This window comes from Erwinia sp. 009765445 (assembly GCF_058137865.1).
The window spans coordinates 96,141-117,704 of sequence record NZ_JBYUWC010000008.1; the positions used below are offsets into that span (position 1 = coordinate 96,141).

The following is a 21,564-nucleotide window of genomic DNA, read 5'->3' on the forward strand; positions in this document are numbered from 1 at the left end:
AAGTCTGATCTGGAGGTTAAAGATACAGCGAACGCACAATCATAAAGTGACCTGCAAAGTAGCAGGCGGCAACAATCGCGCTGTCTGAGGTAAAGCGACGGCGATAGTGGCTGACAAACCAGACAATATTAGCCAGCAGCAGCAGCGAAGTGCCGATCATCAGCGAGAAGCTGTAAGCCGCCGGGCGGAAGAAATACTGTTCTGCGGTCAGCCAGACCATCAGCAGCGTCATACCGATAAACGTACAAATCGGCCAGCGCAGATCTTCCAGCCTGCTCCAGATGGTGGCGATTAACAGCACGCCGATGATCACCAGCACCAGCGGGATTGGCCAGAAGAAGGTCAGGGTCATATGGCTGGCAAAACAGATGGTGTACAACAGGTGCGAAAGGAAGAAGGCACCGATGGCATACAGCATGCGCCGGTTTGGCAGCAGCGTCAGCGCATCACCAATCAGCGTTGCCAGCAGACCAAACAGGATCAGATAGTCGGTGGTGTTCAGCACCGGAGCTTGCCAGGCCCAGGCAAGAAGCAGCAGTAATGTGACCGGTTTAAAAACCCAGCGCTGCCACTGTGGCCCGCGATAGGAGGCATCCACATACAGCCAGCCGGAAAAAAGTACCGCCAGAAACGACCAAATCATAATGTGTCCCTTTGTTTTAGATGCAAAACTCCACAATTCCGAATTCAGTTTAGGCCAGGCCGCGACGATGTGACAATGGGAGGCCTCTGGTTGTATCCTTTTGGCTTTGAAATTGCCTGATAAGGAGTAACAACGAAAGTATGAAGCCACCACTGATATTTTTGATCATACTTGCTGTCATCGCCGTGCTGGCTACACGTCAGTTTATTAAGCAACGCCGGGAAGTTGCCGTCAATGATGCTTCACCGGTGCGATCGATGCCTGCGGAAGTCAAAGCCAAGCGCGAAACGCCGGTGCCAAATCGCCGTTCACGCCAGCGCGAAGTGATCCCTGTGGAAGATATGCGCTATGAAGCCTGGTTCCATCCGTTGAATGGTGCAGGGGACTTCAAGCTGATCCTTAAAGAAAAGGACTATAACCAGATCGATAAAGGGGCGAAGGGTGAACTGAAAGTGCAGGGCACGCGGTTTATATCGTTCAGTCCGGTACAGCAGTAAGAAAGCTCGCCGAAAAAGTGCGGTGGGTTCCACGCTTTTTCGGCTGGCTTTGCTAAAAATTTACTGTTTTGGCAGATATTTTTTTTGCCAGGCCAGCAGCTCAAATACGCCGAAGAAGAAGATTTTGGTCTGGGTAAGGCCGCTCAGTTTCGGTCCCTCTTTGGGCTGTGTGGCACGCATCAGCACCAGCTGCAGGCCGTGCATGACCACCATGAAAAACAGCGCCACATCAATAAAGTATTTTAGCGGTTTGGGGTACGGATGGACCAGATTGAACAGTAAAAAAGCCCAGACGCACGCCATTAATAACCTTCCAAGATTAATCAGCATCGTTCTCTCCCTTTCCTGAGGTGTGACGAACATACAGGCGAAATGCCACCTGTCCGGCAATCTTTTCCCGGTGAAGCTGCCAGCTGACCGGCACGGGCGGTATGCCATTTTCCACTTCGCTTTCCACGTAGACCAGCGCTTCATCCGCCAGCCAGCCGCCAGATTCCAGTTGCTCAATAGTTTGTTCTAACAGGCCTTTGCGGAACGGCGGATCGATAAAAACCAGATCGTGAGGTTCGCCTGCCTGCGCCAGAAATTGCAGCGTATTGGTGTTCACTACCCGTCCGGTTTTCGCGCCGAGCGTAGCGAGATTCTTCTCCAGCTGTTGGGCTACCGGCCGCTCAAGTTCCAGCAAGGTTGCCGAAGCGGCATGGCGTGACAGCGCTTCCAGCCCCAGTGCGCCGCTGCCGGCAAAGCAATCCAGGCAGCGCGCGCCCTGAATATCCGGGGCCAGCCAGTTGAACAGCGTTTCTCGGACGCGATCGGTGGTGGGTCTCAGTCCGGCGCTGTCAGGAACCGGGAGTTTTCTGCCGCGCCACAGACCGCCAATAATGCGGATTTGTCCGGCGCCGCCGCTGCGGGGTTTTTTAGTCATGCTACTGAACTCTTCATAATTTGTTGCACAGTTTAACGGGCTTACCGTGCGGAGGAAACGTAAAAAGGGTGCTGTGTTGCGTTAGCAGGAAAGTGTTAGACTAGGGGATTAAGATGATTTTCAGAGACCTGACCGATTTTTCCCCGCGAGGAGTGTGGTTGTACCATGGCAAAAAATAAAAAACGTGGCTTTTTTTCCTGGCTGGGATTAGGGCGTGAAGAACCAACGCCTCAGGAAGAGACAAAAGAGACGTCCGAGCAACAACAGCCCGTTACTGATGCCGCCACGCCCGCTGAATCGCAGGCAGAGCAGCGCGCCGAAGACCTCGTAGAAGTCACTGAAACTGTGGCTCATCAGCAGGCAGAACAGCACCAGGTTGCTGGAGCCGGAGAGCCGGAAGCCGAAGTGACGACCGGGCTGAAAGAAGCCCGTCAACCGCAGGACGTGCCTGCCTTCCAGCCGCTGGACGAGGCACTGCCAGAAGAAACCACCGTAATTAAACCGGAGCCGGAAGAAGAGCTGTTGCCTGAAGAGGTCGCCGAAGTTCATCCGGAGCCGGAAGAAGAGCTGCTGCCTGAAGAGGTTGCTGAAGTTCAACCAGATCCGGAAGAGGAACGCCTTCCGGAAAACGTTGCTGAAGCAGATCCTGAGCCGGAAGAAGAGGCAGAGATCCTGCCGGAAGAGCTGGAAGCAATCGCGCTGGCCTCAACAGCAGCCGAACCCGAGCTGATTGAGCAGGAAGAGTCGGTTGCTGCGGCACTGGCTAAGGTCGAGCAGACTCACGAAACGGCAGAGCAGGAGCGTCCGACTAAGGAGGGCTTCTTCGCCCGTCTGAAACGCAGCCTGGTCAAAACGCGCCAGAACCTCGGTTCCGGATTTATCGGATTGTTCCGCGGTAAAAAGATCGACGACGATCTGTTTGAAGAGCTGGAGGAACAGCTGCTGATTGCTGACGTCGGTGTGGAAACCACTCGCCGCATTATCTCTAACCTGACCAATCAGGCAAACCGCAAGCAGCTGCGCGATGCTGAAGCGCTGTATGGCCTGCTTAAGCAGGAAATGTCAGAAATCCTGGCTAAGGTTGATCAACCGCTGGATGTGACCGGCAAAACCCCGTTCGTGATCCTGATGGTTGGCGTCAACGGCGTGGGTAAAACCACCACCATCGGTAAGCTTGCCCGTCAGTATCAGGCTGAGGGCAAATCCGTGATGCTGGCCGCCGGGGATACCTTCCGTGCCGCTGCGGTTGAGCAGCTGCAGGTCTGGGGTCAGCGCAACAACATTCCGGTGATTGCCCAGCATACGGGGGCCGATTCTGCTTCGGTGATCTTCGATGCGATTCAGGCGGCGAAGGCCCGCCATGTGGACGTGCTGATTGCCGATACGGCGGGCCGTCTGCAGAACAAATCGCACCTGATGGAAGAGTTGAAGAAAATTACTCGCGTGATGAAAAAGCTCGACGAGCAGGCACCACACGAAGTGATGCTGACAATTGATGCCAGCACCGGACAAAACGCCATCAGTCAGACTAAGCTGTTCCACGAAGCTGTGGGCCTGAACGGTATCACGCTGACCAAGCTGGACGGCACCGCTAAAGGCGGAGTGATCTTCTCTGTCGCTGACCAGTTCGGCATTCCCATCCGTTATATCGGCGTGGGTGAAGGCATTGAAGATTTACGCCAGTTCAAGGCTGACGATTTTATAGAGGCACTTTTTGCCCGAGAGGACTAATTAGGATGATTCGCTTTGAAGAAGTCAGTAAGGCTTATCTCGGCGGTCGGCAAGCGCTTCAAGGGGTAGATTTCCATCTGCAACCGGGAGAAATGGCGTTTCTGACCGGACATTCCGGGGCAGGGAAAAGTACCCTGCTGAAGCTTATTTGCGGCATCGAACGCCCGAGCGCCGGGCACATCTGGTTCAGCGGGCATGACATCAGTCGCCTGAAAAGCCGGGAAGTGCCCTTCCTGCGCCGTCAGATTGGCATGATTTTCCAGGACCATCACCTGTTGATGGACCGCTCGGTGTATGACAACGTGGCGATTCCGTTGATTATCGCCGGGGCCAGCGGTGAAGATATTCGCCGTCGCGTATCGGCCGCGCTGGATAAGGTCGGCCTGCTGGATAAAGCGAAGAGTTTCCCGATCCAGCTTTCCGGCGGTGAGCAGCAGCGCGTGGGCATTGCCCGTGCGGTGGTGAACAAACCCGCTGTTCTGCTGGCAGATGAGCCAACCGGTAACCTGGACGATGCGCTGTCGGAAGATATTCTGCGTCTGTTCGAAGAATTTAACCGCGTGGGAGTGACCGTACTGATGGCAACTCACGACCGGGGCCTGATTGCCCGGCGCAACTATCGTCTGATGACGCTGAATCAGGGACGTCTGCACGGAGGCCAGGGTGGTGAATAAACGCAATACCCGGCCCGCGCCGAAAGCCGCGAAGCCAAAGCAGCCTTCCAAAAGCAAAGCGCTGAAGGGCGGTTGGCAGGAGCAGTGGCGCTATGCGCTGCGCGGCACGCTGTCCGATATGTGGCGTCAGCCGCTGGCAACGCTGCTGACGGTGATGGTAATTGCCATCTCCCTGACGCTGCCGAGCGTGTGCTTTATGGTATGGAAAAACGTCAGCCAGGCGGCGGAGCAGTGGTATCCGGCACCCCAACTGACCGTTTACCTGAGCAAAACGCTGGATGACGATGCGGCAGAAAATGTCGTGGCGCAGATTAAGAAAGAAGACGGTGTGGATAAGGTGAACTACCTGTCACGCGAAGAAGCGATGGGCGAGTTCCGCAACTGGTCCGGCTTTGGTGGTGCGATGGATATGCTGGAGCAGAATCCGCTGCCAGCCGTGGCCATTATCACGCCGAAGCTCAACTTCCAGAATTCCGACACCATGAACAACCTGCGCGATCGCGTGGCGAAGACGCAGGGCGTGGATGAAGTGAAGATGGATGACAGCTGGTTCGCCCGCCTGGCGGCGCTGACCGGGCTGGTCGGACAGGTGGCTGCGATGATCGGCGTGCTGATGATTGTGGCGGTGTTCCTGGTGATCGGTAACAGCGTGCGGCTCAGCATCTTTGCCCGCCGCGACACCATCAACGTGCAGAAGCTGATTGGTGCAACGGATGGTTTTATCCTGCGCCCATTCCTTTACGGCGGTGCGCTGCTGGGCTTTACCGGCGCGCTGTTGTCGCTGGTGCTGTCCGAAGTACTGGTGTTCCGTCTGGAATCTGTGGTGACGCAGGTTGCGGCGGTATTTGGCACCACCTTCAGCCTCCGTGGGCTGGCGTGGGATGAGAGCCTGCTGCTGCTGCTGATCTCCGCCATGATTGGCTGGATTGCAGCCTGGCTGGCGACGGTGCAACATTTACGTCGATTTACGCCGCAGTAACCCCTTCACACGTTTTTTTGATATAATATTCCTCTGTTGCATGAAGGTTGTGCCGCAGAGGAAGTCATCATTTTGTCACTTCCCCCGGCCATACTCCCCTGCCCGAGAATGTGTGTAAAATATACACCGGTGAAAGTGAACTTGTGGATAACTTTGCAGTCGAAGTAGCACAGATTGCTTTCATTTCTCCCCGTCATTCACGTAGTCTTGTGAATCGCACAGGGAAATGCGCAGCAACATTGCTTATTACAGAGAGGGTTTGAATGACCAAAGAAATGCAAACTTTAGCTATTGCTCCTTTGGGCAACCTGGATTCCTATATCCGGGCGGCCAATGCCTGGCCTATGCTGACGGCAGAAGAGGAAAAAGCGCTGGCTGAACGGCTGCATTACCAGGGCGATCTGGAAGCAGCTAAGACGCTGATCCTGTCTCACCTGCGCTTTGTTGTTCATGTCGCCCGTAACTACTCCGGCTACGGCTTGCCGCAGGCTGACCTGATTCAGGAAGGTAACATTGGCCTGATGAAAGCCGTGCGTCGTTTTAACCCGGAAGTGGGCGTGCGTCTGGTTTCTTTCGCCGTGCACTGGATTAAAGCCGAGATCCACGAATACGTCCTGCGTAACTGGCGTATCGTGAAGGTCGCTACCACCAAAGCTCAGCGCAAACTGTTCTTTAACCTGCGTAAAGCCAAGCAGCGTTTAGGCTGGTTCAACCAGGATGAAGTGGAAATGGTGGCCCGCGAGCTGGGCGTCACCAGCAAAGACGTGCTGGAGATGGAGTCGCGTATGGCGGCTCAGGACATGACCTTTGACCCGACGCCGGATGATGAAGGCGAAGGGCGTTCAATGGCGCCGATGCTGTATCTGCAGGATAAGTCGTCTGACTTTGCCGGTGGCATAGAGGAAGACAACTGGGAATCCCACGCTGCAGATAAGCTGAGCGACGCGATGCAGGGTCTGGACGAGCGCAGCCAGGATATTATCCGTGCCCGCTGGCTGGACGATGACAACAAAACCACGCTGCAGGAGCTGGCCGATAAATACGGCGTTTCCGCGGAGCGTGTGCGTCAGCTGGAAAAGAACGCGATGAAAAAACTGCGTGTCGCTATCGAAGCGTAACACTGGCAGTGTAGAGAACAGGGCGACTTTGGGTCGCCCTTTCTGTTTTCTGCGCCCGGATGAATGACTGTGCGCCGCTGCCAGGGCCAGCGCTCCCCGCTCAGACACTTTGCAGAACAGGGCTTCCGCTTACTTCTGCAGCCAGCCCCAACCGCCCACCTGCGCAACAAAACTCACTGACTGCATAAAAGCAGCAGCCGCCTCCCGGTCACTGAAACCCGCGTCGGCAATCCACCATTGAGTGATCGCTTTATTCTGTGCCAGCACCTCTTCCAGCAGATATTTACCCACTCCACGACGGCGCGTGACCTCGCGCACCATAAACTCTTCAAGCTCTCCGTGCGTTCCCTTGATCGTCGCCCTGACGGCCGCCAGCAGCCGATCGTTGAATTTCGCGGCATACAGCTGGTGATGTTCGTCCAGCCTCATTTCCAGCGCGGCTAAATCGGCCTCAGGCCAGATTTTTGCCAGGTCGAGGCGATCCTGCGCGGATAAGTGTTTCAATCTGATGATAGTGAGCTTCATGTGTGATACCTGCCTGGAACAAAGGGATATTGTAGCGAATTCGCTCAAAGAGGGACTCAGAACTTTTTTTGTACGAAAACGAAGCAATCTGTGCAATGCGTGTTAAAACTTAAGTGTTAACACTAACTGGTCGCCATTTATCCAGCATAACCCGCTGGATTGTCAGCATTAAAGCCAGCTTTAATGCCAGTGATTTATCCTGCGCGGGGCGGGTGTTTCTCAATGTGTCAGTTGATTTACAGAAGAAAACTCCTGTTTAATAACCTGAATTTTAAAGCCTTATTCCTAAAAATGACGGATTATTCCGCTAACTCTTTATAACCAAAGCGTTTTCTGCGGGATACCGGTGAATAAAAGTGCAAATACAACAGATGGGGTACTCAGGATGAAAATCAGTAAAGGTAGCGCGTTCCTGGCAGGCTGCGTGGCAATGGCGCTGAGCCATGCTGCCGTGGCAAAAGACATTAAAGTCGCCATTGTTGGCGCCATGTCCGGCCCGGTTGCGCAGTATGGCGACATGGAGTTCACCGGTGCGAAGCAGGCTATTGCCGACATCAACGCCAAAGGCGGCGTGAATGGCGATAAGCTGGTTGGCGTGGAATATGACGATGCCTGCGATCCAAAACAGGCGGTTGCGGTCGCCAACAAGGTGATCAACGACGGCATTCGCTATGTTATCGGTCACCTCTGCTCCTCTTCCACCCAGCCTGCTTCTGATATCTATGAAGATGAGGGCGTGCTGATGATCACGCCAGCGGCCACTAACGCCGATCTGACCACCCGCGGTTATAAAATGATTATGCGCACCACCGGTCTGGATTCAGATCAGGGGCCAACCGCGGCGAAATATATCCTCAGCGAAATCAAACCGCAGCGTATTGCCGTGATCCACGACAAGCAGCAGTACGGTGAAGGCCTGGCGCGTTCCGTCCAGGACAGCCTGAAAAAATCTGGCGGCAACGTGGTGATGTTTGAAGGTATCACCGCAGGCGATAAAGATTTTTCCACCCTGGTGGCGCGCCTGAAGAAAGAGAACGTCGATTTCGTCTACTTCGGGGGGTACTACCCGGAAATGGGCCAGATCCTGCGTCAGTCCCGTGCCGCCGGTCTGAAAACCCAGTTTATGGGCCCGGAAGGCGTGGGTAACTCCTCGCTGTCCAACATTGCCGGTGCTGCTTCTGAAGGCATGCTGGTGACGCTGCCGAAGCGTTATGACCAGGTTCCTGCTAACCAGCCCATCGTGGACTCGCTGAAAGCGAAGAAACTGGACCCGACCGGCCCGTTCGTCTGGACCACCTATGCTGCGCTGCAGTCACTGACTACCGGTATGGAGCGCAGCAAAAGTGCTGAGCCAGAGGACATCGCTAAAAACCTGAAAGAGGGCGCGCCAGTACCTACAGTGATGGGTGACCTGAGCTGGGATGCCAAAGGCGACCTGAAAGGGTTCGAGTTCGGCATCTTCAAATGGCATGCCGACGGTTCTTCCACTTCGGTGAAATAACAAAGCCAGTCCGGGCGGCGTTCACGTCGCCCGATGCAATAATAAGCCTCATTCCCACCACCAGGGTGGAAAGAAGTAAGGTACGGATATGTCCGAGCAGTTCCTCTATTTTCTGCAGCAGATGTTCAACGGCGTGACGTTGGGCAGCACCTATGCGCTGATCGCCATCGGTTACACCATGGTGTACGGCATTATTGGCATGATCAACTTCGCCCACGGCGAGGTGTATATGATCGGCAGCTATGTCTCCTTTATTGTGATTGCCGCACTGATGATGATGGGCATCGACGTCAGCTGGATGCTGATTGGCGCCGGGTTTATTGTCGCCATCGTGATTGCCAGCGCCTACGGCTGGAGCATTGAGCGCGTGGCCTACAAGCCGGTCCGTTCCTCCAAGCGTCTGATTGCGCTGATCTCCGCCATTGGCATGTCAATATTCCTGCAAAACTACGTCAGCCTGACTCAGGGCTCACGTGACCTGGCCTTGCCCAGCCTGATTACCGGGCAGTGGACGCTGGGCGTCAGCAATGGCTTTGCTGCGACAATTTCCACCATGCAGGTGGTGATTTGGGTGGTGACCTTCCTCGCCATGCTGGCACTGACGCTGTTTATCCGCTATTCCCGCATGGGCCGCGCCTGTCGTGCCTGTGCTGAAGATCTGAAGATGGCCAGCCTGCTGGGCATCAATACCGACCGCGTAATCTCACTGACCTTTGTGATTGGTGCCGCAATGGCGGCGGTGGCGGGTGTACTGCTTGGCCAGTTCTACGGCGTAATTAACCCGTATATTGGCTTTATGGCCGGGATGAAAGCCTTTACTGCCGCGGTACTGGGCGGCATCGGCAGTATTCCGGGCGCGATGCTTGGCGGTCTGATCCTCGGCATTGCTGAAGCGCTGACTTCTGCTTATCTGAGCACTGAATACAAAGACGTGGTCTCTTTTGCGCTGCTGATTGTGGTGCTGCTGGTGATGCCAACCGGTATTCTCGGTCGTCCGGAGGTGGAGAAAGTATGAAACACCTCAACCTGCTTAATGCCCTTGCTTCAGCGGTGATGCTGCTGGTGCTGGCGGCGTTCTTTATGGGCATGCGCCTGAATCTGGATGGCACCCATCTGGTGGTGAACAATGCCGGAAGCGTTCGCTGGAACTGGATTGCTGTCGGCTGTGCCGTGGTGTTCTTCTTCCAGCTGCTGCGCCCTTTATTCCAGCACGGAATGAAAAAAATGTCTGGGCCGGCGTTTGTTCTGCCGGGGATCGACGGCTCCACACCAAAGCAAAAACTGCTGTTTCTGGTGTTGATTATCGCTGCCGTTGCATGGCCGTTTCTGGTCTCTCGCGGTACGGTCGATATCGCCACGCTGACGCTGATCTACGTGATGCTGGGCCTCGGCCTGAACGTGGTTGTCGGCCTGTCCGGCCTGCTGGTACTGGGTTACGGCGGTTTTTATGCCATCGGCGCTTACACCTTCGCCTTGCTGAACCACTACTATGGCCTGAGCTTCTGGGAATGTCTGCCGCTGGCCGGTCTGGTGGCGGCGATGTTTGGCCTGCTGCTGGGGTTCCCGGTATTGCGCCTGCGCGGTGACTATCTGGCGATTGTGACGCTGGGCTTCGGCGAAATTGTCCGTATCCTGCTGCTCAATAACACGGAAATCACCGGAGGCCCGAACGGCATCAGCCAGATCCCGAAACCGTCGCTGTTTGGCCTGGAGTTTAGCCGCAGCGTTCGCGATGGTGGCTGGGATACCTTCAGTAATTTCTTCGGGCTGAAATATGACCCCAGCGACCGCATTATTTTCCTTTATATGGTCGCGCTGCTGCTGGTGATTGTGACGCTGTTTGTCATCAACCGCCTGCTGCGTATGCCGCTGGGCCGCGCCTGGGAAGCGCTGCGCGAAGATGAAATCGCCTGCCGCTCGCTGGGCCTGAGCCCGACCCGCATCAAACTGACCGCATTCACTATCAGCGCCGCCTTTGCGGGCTTTGCCGGTAGCCTGTTTGCCGCGCGTCAGGGTTTTGTCAGCCCGGAATCCTTTACCTTTGCCGAGTCGGCCTTTGTACTGGCGATTGTGGTGCTGGGCGGGATGGGATCGCAGTTTGCGGTGATCCTCGCTGCCGTGCTGCTGGTGGTTTCCCGCGAACTGATGCGCGACCTTAACGAGTACAGCATGCTGGTACTCGGTGGTCTGATGGTACTGATGATGATCTGGCGGCCACAGGGCCTGCTGCCGATGAAACGCCCGCACCTGAAGCTGAAGAGTGTGGAAAAAGGAGAGCAGCCATGACCCAGCCTTTACTGGCCGTGAATGGCCTGATGATGCGCTTTGGCGGCCTGCTTGCCGTGAACAACGTTGAGCTGGAGCTGCGCCCGCAGGAGATCGTTTCGCTGATCGGGCCGAACGGCGCGGGCAAAACCACGGTGTTTAACTGCCTGACCGGTTTTTATCGTCCGACGGGCGGCAGCATCAAGCTGCGGGATCAGCAGCTGGCCGGTCTGCCGGGGCAGAAGATTGCACGGATGGGCATTGTGCGGACCTTCCAGCACGTTCGCCTGTTCCGTGAAATGACGGTGATTGAAAATCTGCTGGTTGCCCAGCATCAGCACCTGAAAAGCAGCGTGTTTGCCGGACTGCTGAAGACGCCTGCCTTCCGTAAAGCGGAAAGCGAAGCGCTTGATAGTGCCTCCAGCTGGCTGCAGCGTGTTGGACTGCTTGAACTGGCAAACCGTCAGGCGGGGAATCTGGCCTATGGCCAGCAGCGCCGTCTGGAAATTGCCCGCTGCATGGTAACCCGTCCGGAAATCCTGATGCTGGATGAACCGGCGGCGGGGCTGAATCCGAAAGAGACGCACGAGCTGGATGAGCTGATTGCTGAGCTCAGAGGCGAGCATAAAGTCTCGGTACTGTTGATTGAACACGATATGAAACTGGTAATGGGCATTTCTGACCGCATCTATGTGGTTAATCAGGGAACACCGCTGGCCAATGGCACGCCGGAAGAGATCCGCAATAATCCGGATGTTATCCGCGCCTATTTAGGAGAAGCATAATATGAATCCGATGCTTTCCCTGCAAAACGTCAGCGCCCATTACGGCAAAATTCAGGCGCTGCATAACGTCAGCTTGCACATCAATCAGGGCGAAATCGTCACGCTGATTGGCGCTAATGGCGCGGGTAAAACCACTATCCTCGGTACGCTATGTGGCGAGCCGAGGGCGACAGAAGGGACGATCACTTTCGATGGTAAGGCGATCACTGAATGGCAAACCGCGCGCATTATGCGTGAAGCGATTGCGATTGTGCCGGAAGGGCGGCGGGTATTTTCCCGCATGACGGTGGATGAAAACCTGGCGATGGGCGGTTTCTTCGCTGAACGTCAGCAGTATCAGACTCGCATCAAGCGTGTGTATGAGCTGTTTCCGCGCCTTTACGAGCGCCGCATACAGCGAGCCGGAACGATGTCCGGCGGCGAGCAGCAGATGCTGGCGATAGGCCGTGCGCTGATGAGCCAGCCGCGCCTGCTACTGCTGGACGAACCGTCACTGGGTTTGGCACCGATCATCATCCAGCAGATTTTCGACACTATCGAACAACTGCGGCAGGAGGGAATGACGATTTTCCTCGTTGAACAGAATGCCAACCAGGCGCTGAAGCTGGCCGATCGGGGCTACGTGCTGGAAAACGGTCACGTGGTACTGGAGGATACCGGCGCGGCGTTGCTGGCTAATGAGGCGGTGCGTAGCGCTTATCTTGGGGGATAGTTGGCCCCGACAACTAAAGCGCGGGAAATGTCGACCGGTAATCCATCAACCCGCTCCTGGAAAGGGGTGGGTTGAGATGTTCCCGAAGATGCTTTTTGCGCTTTATATACTGCCGATATTGCACGCACACATGCTGGTTTATGGCGTGATCCCTCGTCACCTGTCTGTCACTCCCCTGTCATAAACTCGTTATCTTTCCGTCATTTTCACATGTCATGTTACATCCCGAACAATATTGCGCCATTTGGCGCGAATGACACCGGGCACAGGAAACCGACATGACATCGTTCTCCCGCAAAACCGCACTTTGCGTCGTACTGGGACTGACCTTCAGCAGCCACGCTCTGGCCGCCACTGAAATTCCTTTCTGGCACTCTATGGAGGGAGAGCTGGGCGTTGAAGTCGATTCTCTGGCAAAACGCTTTAACGAATCTCACCCTGATTACAAAATCGTGCCGACTTATAAAGGCAACTACGAACAGAGCCTGGCGGCCGGTATTGCTGCCGTACGCTCCGGTAAAGCGCCAGCGATCCTGCAGGTTTACGAAGTGGGTACAGCGACCATGATGGCCTCTAAAGCTATCGTGCCGGTGTATGACGTGTTCAAAAACTCAGGGATTGCTTTTGATGAATCCCAGTTTGTGCCAACGGTTGCCGGTTACTACAGCGACTCTAATGGCCACCTGATTTCCCAGCCGTTCAACAGCTCCACGCCGGTTCTGTATTACAACAAAGACGCCTTTAAGAAAGCCGGTCTGAACCCGGATGAGCCGCCAAAAACCTGGCAGGATCTGGAGAAAGATGCTGCTGCACTGCGTAAAGCGGGCATGACCTGTGGCTACGCCAGTGGCTGGCAGGGCTGGATCCAGATCGAAAACTTCAGCGCGTGGCACGGTCTGCCAGTGGCGACCAAAAACAACGGCTTCGACGGTACTGATGCCGTTCTGGAATTCAACAAACCAACCCAGGTCCGTCATATCCAGATGCTGGAAGAGATGAACAAGAAGGGTGAGTTCACCTACTTCGGTCGTAAAGATGAGTCTACCGCCAAGTTCTACAACGGCGACTGCGGCATCACCACTGCCTCTTCCGGTTCACTGGCTGACATCCGTCACTACGCCAAATTCAACTACGGCGTGGGCATGATGCCTTACGACTCTACCGTACCGAACGCTCCGCAGAACGCCATTATCGGTGGTGCAAGCCTGTGGGTGATGAAGGGCAAAGACGCAGCAACCTATAAAGGCGTAGCTGAGTTTATGCAGTTCCTGGCCCAGCCGGAAATCGCTGCCGAATGGCACCAGAAAACCGGTTACCTGCCAATCACCACCGCGGCTTACGAGTTGACCCGCAAGCAGGGCTTTTACGATAAAAACCCGGGTGCGGACACCGCCACTCGCCAGATGTTGAATAAGCCACCATTGCCGTTCACCAAAGGCATGCGTCTGGGCAACATGCCGCAGATTCGTACCATTGTTGACGAAGAACTGGAAGGCGTCTGGACCGGATCGAGCACCCCTCAGGCCGCTCTGGATAACGCGGTGACCCGTGGCAACCTGCTGCTGCGTCGCTTCGAGCAGACTGTTAAGCAGTAATAACGACTTGTGGGGCGAAGAAATTCGCCCCTTACAACCTCCCTGGCTGTACAACTGACTGTTTTTGTCGCGGCGGAAGGTATTCCGCCCGCAATACCTTAATTTCAGAGCGACCTTATGTCTTCTTCCCGTCCCGTTTTTCGCTCGCGCTGGCTGCCCTATCTGCTGGTGTTGCCACAGTTGCTGATCACCGTGATCTTCTTCCTCTGGCCTGCCGGAGAAGCGCTGTGGTATTCGGTGCAGAGCATCGATCCCTTTGGTATTTCCAGCACCTTTGTCGGGCTGGACAACTTCAAACGCCTGGCTGGCGATGAATACTACCTTGACTCCTTCTGGACCACGTTGGTGTTCAGCGGTCTGGTGACCGTTATCGGCCTGGTGGTTTCCCTGTTTTTTGCGGCGCTGGCCGATTACGTCCTGCGCCTGAAGCGTTTCTATCAGACGCTGTTTTTACTGCCTTATGCCGTGGCACCCGCGGTGGCAGCGGTCTTGTGGATGTTCCTGTTCAGCCCCGGGCTGGGCCTGATTACCCACTTCCTGGCGCAGATTGGCTACAACTGGAATCATGCGCAGAACAGCGGCCAGGCAATGTTCCTGGTAGTGCTGGCCTCCATCTGGCAGCAGATGAGCTACAACTTCCTGTTCTTTTTTGCCGCGATGCAGTCAATCCCAAAATCGCTGACCGAGGCTGCCGCCATCGATGGAGCCGGTCCGGTACGCCGCTTCTTCCAGCTCTCCCTGCCGCTGATCGCCCCGGTGGGCTTCTTCCTGGTGGTGGTGAATCTGGTCTATGCCTTCTTCGACACCTTCCCGGTGATTGATGCCGCAACGGGCGGCGGACCGGTGCAGTCCACCACCACGCTGATTTACAAAATCTACCGTGAAGGCTTTGCCGGACTGGATCTCTCTTCCTCCTCCGCGCAGTCGGTGGTGCTGATGGTACTGGTGATCATCCTGACGGTGATTCAGTTCCGCTACGTCGAAAAAAGGGTGCGTTACCAATGATTGAGAACCGACGCGGGCTGGATATTTTTAGCCATATCATGCTGGGGCTGGGCATCCTGACGGTGTTGTTCCCGCTCTATATCGCTTTTGTCGCTGCCACGCTCAGCAACACTCAGGTATTCCAGGTGCCGATGACGCTGATCCCTGGCAGCTCACTGTGGGACAACATCGCCAATATCTGGGAACATGGTGTGGCGCAGAGCAGCGCGCCCTTTGGCGTGATGCTGATGAACAGCGCGATTATGGCGCTGAGTATCACCGCCGGAAAAATCGTGGTGTCGATCCTCTCCGCCTTTGCGCTGGTGTGGTTTCGCTTCCCGTTGCGTGGGCTGTTCTTCTGGATGATTTTCATCACCCTGATGCTGCCGGTGGAGGTGCGTATTTTCCCTACGGTGGAGGTGATCTCCAACCTCAACATGCTGGACAGCTACAGCGGATTAACTCTGCCGCTGATGGCCTCAGCCACCGCCACCTTCCTGTTCCGCCAGTTCTTTATGACCCTGCCGGATGAGCTGATTGAGGCGGCCCGCATCGACGGAGCCAGTCCGATGCGCTTCTTTTGGGACATCGTGCTGCCGCTGTCGAAAACCAACCTGGCGGCGCTGTTTGTGATCACATTTATCTACGGCTGGAACCAGTACATGTGGCCGCTGCTGATCATCAACGATGTGCACCTGGGCACCGCCGTGGCGGGGATCCGCAGCATGATAGGCAACGGTGACGGCTCCACGCAGTGGAATCTGGTTATGACGGCAATGTTGCTGACCATGATCCCACCGATTGTGATTGTTTTAGTGATGCAGCGCGCCTTCGTTCGCGGGCTGGTTGAGAGCGAGAAATAAGTTATGGCAGGTGTAAAACTTCAGGCCGTAACCAAATCCTATGACGGTAAAAACCAGATTATTCAGCCGCTTGATGTGGCGATCCGCGACGGCGAATTTATGGTGATGGTCGGGCCATCCGGCTGTGGAAAATCGACGCTGCTGCGCATGGTCGCCGGGCTGGAGCAGCTCACTACCGGCGACATCTATATTGATAACGAGCGCGTGACTAACCTGGAACCGAAAGATCGCGGTATTGCGATGGTGTTCCAGAACTACGCCCTGTACCCGCATATGAGCGTGGAACAGAATATGGCTTATGGCCTGAAAATCCGCGGCATGGGTAAAGAGCATATCCGCCAGCGCGTGCTGATCGCTGCCAGAAGCCTGGAGCTGGAAGCGCTGCTGCACCGCCGTCCGCGTGAGCTTTCCGGTGGTCAGCGACAGCGTGTCGCAATGGGGCGCGCCATCGTGCGTGAACCTGCGGTTTTCCTGTTTGATGAGCCTCTTTCCAACCTGGATGCGCGCCTGCGCGTGCAGATGCGCCTGGAGCTGCAACAATTGCACCGCCGTCTGAACACCACCAGTCTGTATGTGACCCACGATCAGGTGGAAGCGATGACGCTGGCCCAACGGGTGATGGTGATGAACAAAGGCGTGCTGGAGCAGTTGGGCACACCGGTAGAAGTTTATGAACGCCCCGCCACGCGCTTTGTGGCCAGCTTTATCGGTGCGCCGTCAATGAACCTGCTGGAAGGTGAGTTGAGTGATGACGGCACGCGGCTGGCACTGGCGGATAACTTTGCGATTCCGCTGCCGGAAGCGAAAGCCCGCTGGGCCAGACGCCCGTTGACGTTGGGGATCCGCCCGGAGCATATTAAACTCTCCACACAGCAAGCGGGCTGTTTGCCGCTGGTGGTGGAAACGCTGGAGATGCTGGGCGCGGATAATCTGGCCCATGGTAAATGGGGCGGTGGCAATGTGGTGGTCCGTCTGCCTCACGTCGAGCGTCCGGCCATTGGCAGTACGCTGTGGCTGCATCTGCCGGCAGAATCGCTACACTTCTTTGACACCCTGAATGGACAACGTCTTGAATGACTGAGAAAGCCTGGCCTTACCCTGTCATCGTCGCCCACCGTGGCGGCGGGAAACTGGCCCCGGAAAATACCCTGGCCGGTATCGATACCGGCGCGAAGCTGGGCCACAAAATGATCGAGTTTGACGTCAAACTGTCGCTCGATGGCGAGATCTTCCTGCTGCACGATGACACCCTGGACCGCACCAGCAACGGCTGGGGCATTGCCGGTCAGCTGCCGTGGGAAAAGTTATTGCAGCTGGATGCCGGTGGCTGGTACAGCAAGGATTTCACCGATGAGCGGCTGCCGCTGCTCTCACAGGTGGCGGAACGCTGTGCGGGCTATCAGATGATGGCGAACATTGAAATCAAGCCTACCATCGGGCTGGAGGCAGAAACCGGACGGGTCGTGGCGCTGGCTGCCCGCGATCTCTGGCATACCCAGACTACGCCGCTGCTCTCTTCGTTCTCCTTCGCCGCGCTGGAAGCAGCAATGAAAGCGGCTCCTGAGCTGCCGCGCGGCATGTTACTGCACGAGTGGCATGACGACTGGCAGGCGATCGCGGAGAAGCTGGACTGCGTGTCGATCCACTTTAACCATAAAATTCTGACGCAGGAGCGGGTGGCACAGGTCAAAGCGGCCGGGCTGCGGATTCTGGTTTATACGGTGAATACGCCGGAAAGGGCGAAGGAACTGCTGAGCTGGGGAGTGGATGCGATCTGTACGGACAGGATAGACCTGCTGGGACCGGATTTTGCCATTAACCTCTGTACCTGACGCCATAACTGCGTTAGCTGCATGCAGAAACCCCGATCACTTACTGGAGTAAGACCCCGGGGATTTCTGCACTGGCCGCCTGGTTGTGGCACCATTTATTGGGTGAATGTTCAACCAGGGAGTAATTCAATTCCTGGCTAATTTGAGTTGTTTTGCTGTACCGGTGGTTGGGTATTGCTGCCCGGCTGCGACTGAAGAATACGCTGGGAAGCGCTGTTACGCTGTTCCTGCACTTTTCGCTGCAAATCCTGGCTCTGACGCTGCTGGTCCTGCTGTAGCTTCAGTTTTTGCTGGGACTGCTGCGTCTGCATTTGCTGCTGCATCCGCTGCGTGCTCGGGTTATAGCCAGGCTTGTCAGGATCATTGCTGTTGTTCAACATGTTTGCCATGCCACTCAACGGGACCAGTGCGGCAAATATCATTAACCATTTCATCAACTGCCCTCCCTGTTTCTTTCCCTAAGTGTATGCCAGTGTCGCGTTAATGAACCTTCCTGTTCTCTTAATTTGCTTCAAGTCTCGCCTTTTCACTTATTTAGTACACACTTAAGTGCTGTAAACAAACGTAAATAACACTAAAAAGGGGTGAAGATGACTGGACGTGCAGCGCGGTTTGCAGGGCCGCTGATGGCAGGGCTTTTTTTCTGGCAGGGGGCTACGGCGGCACCCACAGCTCCACCGGTTTCTTACGGGGTTGGAGCCGATACTTTCCATCCGGTTAAGGAACTGCACGGCATGGTAGCCTCGGTGGATGCCACGGCGACCCAGGTGGGCGTGAATATCCTCAAGCAGGGCGGTAATGCAGTGGATGCGGCGGTGGCGGTAGGGTACGCGCTGGCGGTGACTCATCCGCAGGCCGGGAACCTTGGCGGCGGCGGATTTATGATGATCCGTACTGCTTCAGGCCATACCACCTCTATCGATTTCCGCGAAATGGCACCCACCAGGGCCAGCCGCGACATGTTCCTTGATGGGCAGGGCAATGCTGACAGCAAAAAATCTCTGACCTCACACCTGGCTTCCGGCGTTCCCGGAACGGTGGCAGGCTTCTCGCTGGCGAACAAAGAGTACGGCACCTTACCGCTCAGTCAGCTGATTGCTCCGGCTTTGAAACTGGCAAGCTCAGGGATTGTGGTCAACGAGTCGCTGGCCGACGACCTGAAGGTCTATGGCAAAGAAGTGCTGCTCAGCCATCCTAACAGTAAAGCCATTTTCTACAAGCAGGACGGTACGCCTTATCAGCGCGGAGAAAAGCTGGTGCAGCGTAATCTGGCGCACAGCCTGGAGCTGATCGCAAAGCAGGGGCCGGATGCCTTCTATAAAGGCCCGATAGCTGACCAGATCGCTAAAGAGATGGCAGCCAACGGCGGGCTGATTGATAAAGCTGATATGGCGAACTACAAAGCTATTGAGCGCAAACCGGTCAGCGGCAGCTATCGCGGCTATGAAGTTTATTCCATGCCGCCTCCTTCCTCCGGTGGGATCCACATCGTACAGATCCTGAATATCCTGGAAAACTTTGACCTGGCGAAAATGGGCTTTGGCAGCGCCGATGCGATGCAGGTAATGGCAGAAGCGGAGAAGTATGCTTATGCCGACCGTTCGGAGTACCTCGGTGACCCCGATTTTGTCAAAGTGCCAACCCAGGCGCTGACCAGCAAGATCTACGCTAAATCGCTGGCGCAGCAGATAGATCTCAACAAAGCTCGCCCTTCTGCTGACATCAAACCGGGCAAACTTGCGCCGTATGAAAGTAACCAGACCACTCACTTCTCGGTAGTGGATAAGCAGGGTAACGCTGTGGCGGTGACCTATACGCTGAACACCAATTTTGGCAGCGGCATTGTGGCGGGTAACAGCGGTATCCTGATGAACAACGAAATGGATGACTTCTCAGCCAAGCCCGGCACGCCGAATGTTTATGGCCTGGTGGGTGGCGAAGCGAACTCTGTTCAGCCCTACAAGCGCCCGCTCTCCTCCATGTCGCCGACTATTGTAGCGAAGGATGGCAAAACCTGGCTGGTGACGGGCAGTCCTGGCGGCAGCCGGATTATCACTACCGTGCTGCAAATGGTGGTGAACAGCATTGATTTTGGTATGAATGTTGCCGAAGCGACAGCAGCCCCGCGCTTCCACCATCAGTGGTTGCCGGATCAGCTGCGGGTGGAAAAAGGCTTCAGCCCGGACACGCTGAAACTGCTGGAAATGAAAGGTCAGCATGTAAAAGTTCAGCCAGCGATGGGCAGTACGCAGAGCATCATGATCGGGCCAGACGGCATGTTGTATGGTGCTTCTGATCCGCGCACGATTGACGATTTAACTGCGGGTTATTAAAAATAAATTTTCCTTCCTGTCTGCCTGTTTAAAATGGGCAGATTTCAGGGAGGAAATATTGATCCTTGTACCATTCTTATCACTGCATATTGCTGGTTGATCAAATAACTGTTAATTTTTATTAATGCAACGCAAGGAATGCCATTTTTTCCAAAAGGAATCGGAAACATGATAAATGAAATGTTATTGTATCTAATAGATATTGACCAATTAAATATTGAACTCTCTCGTAGCGGGAATGCCTCAACCCCCAACTTTAGCGAAGTTCGTGCGCTGAAAGATCTCACAACCTACCAAAAAGTGGATGATGAAGGGAAGCAGGTTTTGTGGGTTATTGCAAACGGTGGCGGATTTTCAACTTTTGACCATATAACTTCCGGTATGAAGCGTCAGGGAAACAAATATCTGGAAACTCAAGAAAGGGGCATTGTTGCCTGCTGAGCTAAGGCTGGTAAGGGATTATACACCAGGTAAGAAAGGTCATTACATGATTGCCCCTCTGATGGATATGACGTTAGAAAAATATCTAAAATTAATAAATGATTTTGGTAAAGATAGTTCGAAATGTATTAAGTTAACGTCCGAGGAAATAAAAAATGGGTAAAACAGACAGCTTGTCCCTTCCTATGATCATGGGAGACTGGAAACTGATTATACTCGCGCTGCAAGAAAAACTTAACGCTAACACTGCCATTGATATGGATGATGTTGATGATGATGAAGCCGCGGCGTTGTGTGAAGAAATGGATAAATTAGAAAGGTTATTAAATATCTTACTGAACAATTTACCAAGGAATATGGTGAAATTAATCTTCTGGGTTAACCGTCCTTCATTCTGTCTTAAGTTGAAATAGTTGCCCGATTCACCGTCGGGCAACAACTAAAGGCGTTAATTTTTTTCAATTAGCCGCGCCATATAAAGCGTGTCGACCAGCTGACCATTACGCATGGCATGGCGGCGCGCCAGGCCTTCGGTTTCAAACCCAAACCGCTGATAGAGCCTGATGGCCCCGGCGTTATCGGCAAACACCGTCAGCTCTATGCGTTCCACACCGAGCCAGTTATCACACAGGTTAATCATCTCCTGCATCAGCCTGGTTGCCACGCCCCGGCCGCGATAGTTGCAGTCCACGCAGATGCCAAAGGTAGCCACATGGCGGCGGCGAGCGCGCCCATTGACCTCCAGCGTCAGATCGCCCACCACCAGACCGTCGATGCAGGCGACCAGGCGTTGCATCCCATCACGCGGCGCAGCAAGCCGCTCCTGACAAAGCTGTAGAGAAGGATGAGGGATTTGTAGCGTGTCGGCATAGGTTTCCGGCTGGCTGAGGATACGGTGCAGGTCTGCAGCATCTTCCGGGGCGGCATGGCGAATCACAATCTCACTCATCTTCTCTCTCCTTTTGGTGGTAATCCTTTTGAAGATCATGGGGTTCATGGCGGAAAGCAAGTGAAAAAATCATCAGGAAACGCTTTACAAGTGCGAATGATAATGATTATTATTGTCATGCGTTTTCGGCACGGACTTCACGGACCGGTCGGGAAAGCACGACATTGCTCACATTGCTTCCAGTATTACTTAGCCAGCTCGGGTGCTGGCTT

Annotated in this window: 25 protein-coding genes; 19 read left to right on the forward strand and 6 right to left on the reverse strand. The window is 55.0% G+C overall.

The features are described from left to right. Nucleotides 1–16 precede the first annotated feature (16 nt). Nucleotides 17–643 (reverse strand): lysoplasmalogenase, encoded by a 627-nt coding sequence (locus AC3Y5R_RS10535; RefSeq protein WP_489921302.1) that lies wholly within the window; start codon nucleotides 641–643, stop codon nucleotides 17–19. A 140-nt stretch (nucleotides 644–783) separates the two neighbouring features. Here AC3Y5R_RS10535 and AC3Y5R_RS10540 point away from each other — a divergent pair, with 140 nt between their 5' ends. Continuing rightward, nucleotides 784–1,140: a DUF2500 domain-containing protein gene (locus AC3Y5R_RS10540; protein WP_489921303.1), complete on the forward strand. Its 357-nt coding sequence runs from the start codon at nucleotides 784–786 to the stop codon at nucleotides 1,138–1,140. A 60-nt stretch (nucleotides 1,141–1,200) separates the two neighbouring features. On the opposite strand, the gene AC3Y5R_RS10545 is transcribed toward AC3Y5R_RS10540, so the two are convergent. Together AC3Y5R_RS10545 and rsmD are read right to left on the reverse strand one after the other, a co-directional pair. Further along, on the reverse strand, nucleotides 1,201–1,470 hold the full coding sequence (locus tag AC3Y5R_RS10545; protein ID WP_489921304.1) for a DUF1145 family protein: 270 nt from the start codon (nucleotides 1,468–1,470) through the stop codon (nucleotides 1,201–1,203). Next, nucleotides 1,460–2,065, reverse strand: a complete 606-nt coding sequence (gene rsmD, locus AC3Y5R_RS10550; protein WP_489921305.1) for a 16S rRNA (guanine(966)-N(2))-methyltransferase — start codon at nucleotides 2,063–2,065, stop codon at nucleotides 1,460–1,462. Before rsmD ends, AC3Y5R_RS10545 begins: the two co-directional genes overlap by 11 nt. Nucleotides 2,066–2,230: 165 nt before the next feature. Between rsmD and ftsY the strand changes: the two genes are divergently transcribed. The 4 genes from ftsY (at nucleotide 2,231) to rpoH (ending at nucleotide 6,567) form a co-directional block, all read left to right on the forward strand. Then, nucleotides 2,231–3,796 (forward strand): signal recognition particle-docking protein FtsY, encoded by a 1,566-nt coding sequence (ftsY, locus tag AC3Y5R_RS10555; RefSeq protein ID WP_489921306.1) that lies wholly within the window; start codon nucleotides 2,231–2,233, stop codon nucleotides 3,794–3,796. Between the two features lie 5 nt (nucleotides 3,797–3,801). Further along, the gene (gene ftsE, locus AC3Y5R_RS10560; RefSeq protein WP_158780783.1) at nucleotides 3,802–4,470 is read left to right on the forward strand and encodes a cell division ATP-binding protein FtsE; all 669 of its coding nucleotides are present in this window, start codon (nucleotides 3,802–3,804) and stop codon (nucleotides 4,468–4,470) included. Further along, nucleotides 4,460–5,449: a permease-like cell division protein FtsX gene (ftsX, locus tag AC3Y5R_RS10565; RefSeq protein WP_158780776.1), complete on the forward strand. Its 990-nt coding sequence runs from the start codon at nucleotides 4,460–4,462 to the stop codon at nucleotides 5,447–5,449. The genes ftsE and ftsX overlap by 11 nt, the downstream gene beginning before the upstream one ends. A 263-nt stretch (nucleotides 5,450–5,712) precedes the next feature. Beyond that, on the forward strand, nucleotides 5,713–6,567 hold the full coding sequence (rpoH, locus tag AC3Y5R_RS10570) for an RNA polymerase sigma factor RpoH (RefSeq protein ID WP_158780774.1): 855 nt from the start codon (nucleotides 5,713–5,715) through the stop codon (nucleotides 6,565–6,567). Between the two features lie 129 nt (nucleotides 6,568–6,696). Here rpoH and panM read toward each other — a convergent pair whose 3' ends face one another. After that, nucleotides 6,697–7,092 (reverse strand): aspartate 1-decarboxylase autocleavage activator PanM, encoded by a 396-nt coding sequence (panM, locus tag AC3Y5R_RS10575; protein WP_489921307.1) that lies wholly within the window; start codon nucleotides 7,090–7,092, stop codon nucleotides 6,697–6,699. A 385-nt stretch (nucleotides 7,093–7,477) separates the two neighbouring features. Between panM and AC3Y5R_RS10580 the strand changes: the two genes are divergently transcribed. The 10 genes from AC3Y5R_RS10580 (at nucleotide 7,478) to ugpQ (ending at nucleotide 17,629) form a co-directional block, all read left to right on the forward strand. After that, nucleotides 7,478–8,593, forward strand: a complete 1,116-nt coding sequence (locus AC3Y5R_RS10580; protein ID WP_489921308.1) for a branched-chain amino acid ABC transporter substrate-binding protein — start codon at nucleotides 7,478–7,480, stop codon at nucleotides 8,591–8,593. 88 nt (nucleotides 8,594–8,681) lie between these two features. Then, nucleotides 8,682–9,608, forward strand: a complete 927-nt coding sequence (livH, locus tag AC3Y5R_RS10585; RefSeq protein WP_158780769.1) for a high-affinity branched-chain amino acid ABC transporter permease LivH — start codon at nucleotides 8,682–8,684, stop codon at nucleotides 9,606–9,608. After that, nucleotides 9,605–10,879 carry a high-affinity branched-chain amino acid ABC transporter permease LivM gene (locus AC3Y5R_RS10590; RefSeq protein WP_158780768.1) on the forward strand — a complete coding sequence of 425 codons (1,275 nt, stop codon included), beginning with the start codon at nucleotides 9,605–9,607 and terminating at the stop codon, nucleotides 10,877–10,879. The genes livH and AC3Y5R_RS10590 overlap by 4 nt, the downstream gene beginning before the upstream one ends. Then, the gene (gene livG, locus AC3Y5R_RS10595; RefSeq protein ID WP_489921309.1) at nucleotides 10,876–11,643 is read left to right on the forward strand and encodes a high-affinity branched-chain amino acid ABC transporter ATP-binding protein LivG; all 768 of its coding nucleotides are present in this window, start codon (nucleotides 10,876–10,878) and stop codon (nucleotides 11,641–11,643) included. Before AC3Y5R_RS10590 ends, livG begins: the two co-directional genes overlap by 4 nt. Before the next feature lies 1 nt (nucleotide 11,644). Beyond that, a complete protein-coding gene (gene livF / locus AC3Y5R_RS10600) occupies nucleotides 11,645–12,355 on the forward strand; it encodes a high-affinity branched-chain amino acid ABC transporter ATP-binding protein LivF (protein WP_489921310.1) in 711 nt (236 codons plus the stop codon). A 278-nt stretch (nucleotides 12,356–12,633) separates the two neighbouring features. Next, on the forward strand, nucleotides 12,634–13,950 hold the full coding sequence (gene ugpB / locus AC3Y5R_RS10605; protein ID WP_489921311.1) for a sn-glycerol-3-phosphate ABC transporter substrate-binding protein UgpB: 1,317 nt from the start codon (nucleotides 12,634–12,636) through the stop codon (nucleotides 13,948–13,950). Nucleotides 13,951–14,067: 117 nt separating this feature from the next. Beyond that, a complete protein-coding gene (ugpA, locus tag AC3Y5R_RS10610) occupies nucleotides 14,068–14,955 on the forward strand; it encodes a sn-glycerol-3-phosphate ABC transporter permease UgpA (RefSeq protein ID WP_489921312.1) in 888 nt (295 codons plus the stop codon). Then, a complete protein-coding gene (gene ugpE, locus AC3Y5R_RS10615) occupies nucleotides 14,952–15,797 on the forward strand; it encodes a sn-glycerol-3-phosphate ABC transporter permease UgpE (protein ID WP_489921313.1) in 846 nt (281 codons plus the stop codon). Before ugpA ends, ugpE begins: the two co-directional genes overlap by 4 nt. 3 nt (nucleotides 15,798–15,800) lie before the next feature. After that, complete coding sequence (locus AC3Y5R_RS10620; protein ID WP_489921314.1) at nucleotides 15,801–16,874, forward strand: sn-glycerol-3-phosphate import ATP-binding protein UgpC; 1,074 nt, start codon at nucleotides 15,801–15,803, stop codon at nucleotides 16,872–16,874. Continuing rightward, nucleotides 16,871–17,629 carry a glycerophosphodiester phosphodiesterase gene (ugpQ, locus tag AC3Y5R_RS10625; RefSeq protein WP_489921315.1) on the forward strand — a complete coding sequence of 253 codons (759 nt, stop codon included), beginning with the start codon at nucleotides 16,871–16,873 and terminating at the stop codon, nucleotides 17,627–17,629. Before AC3Y5R_RS10620 ends, ugpQ begins: the two co-directional genes overlap by 4 nt. 137 nt (nucleotides 17,630–17,766) lie before the next feature. Here ugpQ and AC3Y5R_RS10630 read toward each other — a convergent pair whose 3' ends face one another. Then, nucleotides 17,767–18,063 (reverse strand): DUF2756 domain-containing protein, encoded by a 297-nt coding sequence (locus tag AC3Y5R_RS10630; RefSeq protein WP_489921316.1) that lies wholly within the window; start codon nucleotides 18,061–18,063, stop codon nucleotides 17,767–17,769. Nucleotides 18,064–18,219: 156 nt separating this feature from the next. Here AC3Y5R_RS10630 and ggt point away from each other — a divergent pair, with 156 nt between their 5' ends. The 4 genes from ggt to AC3Y5R_RS10650 all read left to right on the forward strand — a co-directional run bounded on the left by ggt (nucleotide 18,220) and on the right by AC3Y5R_RS10650 (nucleotide 20,816). Further along, nucleotides 18,220–19,962 (forward strand): gamma-glutamyltransferase, encoded by a 1,743-nt coding sequence (gene ggt / locus AC3Y5R_RS10635; RefSeq protein ID WP_489921317.1) that lies wholly within the window; start codon nucleotides 18,220–18,222, stop codon nucleotides 19,960–19,962. 168 nt (nucleotides 19,963–20,130) lie between these two features. Next, nucleotides 20,131–20,403: a hypothetical protein gene (locus AC3Y5R_RS10640; RefSeq protein WP_489921318.1), complete on the forward strand. Its 273-nt coding sequence runs from the start codon at nucleotides 20,131–20,133 to the stop codon at nucleotides 20,401–20,403. Beyond that, complete coding sequence (locus AC3Y5R_RS10645) at nucleotides 20,393–20,566, forward strand: hypothetical protein (RefSeq protein WP_489921319.1); 174 nt, start codon at nucleotides 20,393–20,395, stop codon at nucleotides 20,564–20,566. Before AC3Y5R_RS10640 ends, AC3Y5R_RS10645 begins: the two co-directional genes overlap by 11 nt. Further along, nucleotides 20,559–20,816, forward strand: a complete 258-nt coding sequence (locus tag AC3Y5R_RS10650; protein WP_489921320.1) for a hypothetical protein — start codon at nucleotides 20,559–20,561, stop codon at nucleotides 20,814–20,816. The genes AC3Y5R_RS10645 and AC3Y5R_RS10650 overlap by 8 nt, the downstream gene beginning before the upstream one ends. Before the next feature lie 35 nt (nucleotides 20,817–20,851). On the opposite strand, the gene AC3Y5R_RS10655 is transcribed toward AC3Y5R_RS10650, so the two are convergent. Beyond that, entirely contained in the window at nucleotides 20,852–21,352 is a 501-nt protein-coding gene (locus AC3Y5R_RS10655; RefSeq protein ID WP_489921321.1) for a GNAT family N-acetyltransferase, read from the reverse strand. Nucleotides 21,353–21,564: the final 212 nt, after the last annotated feature.